Genomic DNA, 2,072 nt, shown 5'->3' with positions numbered 1-2,072 from the left:
CCGGTTGCGCAGACGCCGCCTTCCGAACCGAAGCCGCCGGTCGCGCAGACCCCGCCTTCCGAACCACAGCCGCCGCTCGTGCAGACGCCGCCCGAGCCGAAACCGCCGGTCGCCGAGCCGCCGCGTACGCAGGACGCTCCGGTCGCGAGCGGCAACCGCCCGCTGCTGATCCCCGGCAAGAAGACGCTGTTCCAGCGCGTCGTGCTCGGTCCCGGCGCGGCGCTCTTCGATGCGCCCGGCGGCCGGCAGCTGCATGCGCTCGATCCGTTCGCGATCTACTACGTCTACGAGCGGCGCAGCGTCGGCGGCGGCACCTGGCTGCGCATCGGCGGTGCCAGCGACGGCCGCGCCGAGGGCTGGATGGACGGCAGCAAGGGCTACGACTGGCGCCAGACGCTGACGCTGAAGTTCACCGAGCGCAGCGGCCGTGACCCGGTGATGTTCTTCGGCGAGCGCGCACCGCTCGAAAACCTGTTCGTGCAGTCCGATGCGCGGCAGGTGGTGCGCGACTGGCAGAAGAAGATCGCCGCGGCGAAAGGCAGTGCCGTGCCCGGCGTGCCGGTCGTGGCGCTGGAGCCGGCCGCGACCGCGATCGCCGACCAGCGCTTCTACCTGCTGCCGATCTTCGATCACACCGAGACCTTCGGCGCCGACGGCCAGCCGCTGTCGCTGCTGCAGGTCGCGACCGTCGATCCGGGCGCCTCGGCGCCGCCGGCCGCCGCGCCGCCGGCTGCCGATGCCTTCCGCACCGGCGTCGTGTTCGTGTTCGACACGACGCGCTCGATGAACCCCTACCTCGACCGCGCCCGCACCGCGATCCGCAAGATCTACGACCGCCTGGCGCGCGAGAAGCTGACCGACAAGGTCGGCATCGGCCTCGTCGCCTTCCGCAGCAGCGTCACGAAGACGCCCGGCCTCGAATACGTGTCGCGCGTGTTCGAGCCGCTGTCGCCCGCCACCACGCCGGCGCAGGTCATGAGCGATGCGCAGCAGATCGTCGCGACCGAGGTTTCCAGCCACTCCTTCAATGAGGATGCCTTCGCCGGCGTCATGGATGCCGTCGAGCGCATGGACTGGAAGCCCTACGGCGCGCGCGTCGCGATCCTGATCACCGACGCCGGGGCGCTGCGCAAGAACGATCCGCTCGGCGCCACGCAGATGAACGAGGCCGAGGTGCGCGCCGCCGCGCTCGCCAAGGGCGTGCACCTGATCGTGCTGCACCTGAAGACGCCGGCCGGGCGCAACAACCACGCCTCGGCCGAAACCCAGTACCGCACGCTCGCCGCCGACCCGAACCCGCAGATCGGCTCGCTGTACGTGCCGGTCAGCGGCGGCGATGTCGGTGCCTTCGGCGATGCGGTCGAGACCATCGTCGGCAAGCTCGTCGACATCGTGCGCGACACCGCCGCCGGTCAGGACGCCCCGGCGCCGGACATCGATGCCGGTTACGCCGGGGTCGCCGACAAGACCGCCGCCCTCGGCTATGCGCTGCGCATGGACTTCCTCGGCGCCAAGACCGCCGCCCGGCCGCCGGGCGTGGTCTCGGCCTGGGTTGCCGACCGCGATCCGGCGCGGCCCGACGTGCCGAGCTTCCAGGTCTGCGTGCTGCTGACCAAGCTGCAGCTCAATGACCTGCAGCAGGGCCTGAAGACCATCGTCGAGTCCGCACGCCGCGCGCAGAAGAGCCCGAAGGACTTCTTCCAGGAGGTCGCCTCGGCCAGCGCCAGCTTCACGCGCGGCCAGGAGACGAAGACCCCGCGCAACCTGTACGCCACCGGCCTGCTCGGCGAATTCCTCGACGGCCTGCCGTACAAGAGCAAGGTGCTGAACCTGACCGAAGACCTGTGGCTGTCGTGGAGCGTCGCCGAGCAGGAGGACTTCATCCAGGAGCTGGAATCGAAGATCCGCCTGTACGAGACCTACCACAACGACACCGCCAACTGGGTGCGCTTCGGCGACGCCGACCCCGGCGACGCGCTCTACCGCGTGCCGCTGGCGACGCTGCCCTGACGCCCCGATGCCGGCGCCGCTGTATGAACTGCGCGCGCTGAGCCGCAGCCGTGCCTCCGGCA

Annotated in this window: 1 pseudogene; it reads left to right on the top strand. The window is 70.8% G+C overall.

What is annotated here, in order from left to right:
- Window positions 1-2,010 (top strand): annotated as a pseudogene (locus PKE44_RS18730) (serine/threonine protein kinase); the annotation flags it as partial.
- Window positions 2,011-2,072 lie beyond the last annotated feature (62 nt).

Source organism: Plasticicumulans sp. (assembly GCF_035331805.1).
Classification (GTDB): Bacteria; Pseudomonadota; Gammaproteobacteria; order Competibacterales; family Competibacteraceae; genus Plasticicumulans.
Note: the sequence above shows the minus strand (reverse complement) of the source record. Positions and strands in the feature narration are given on the sequence as shown.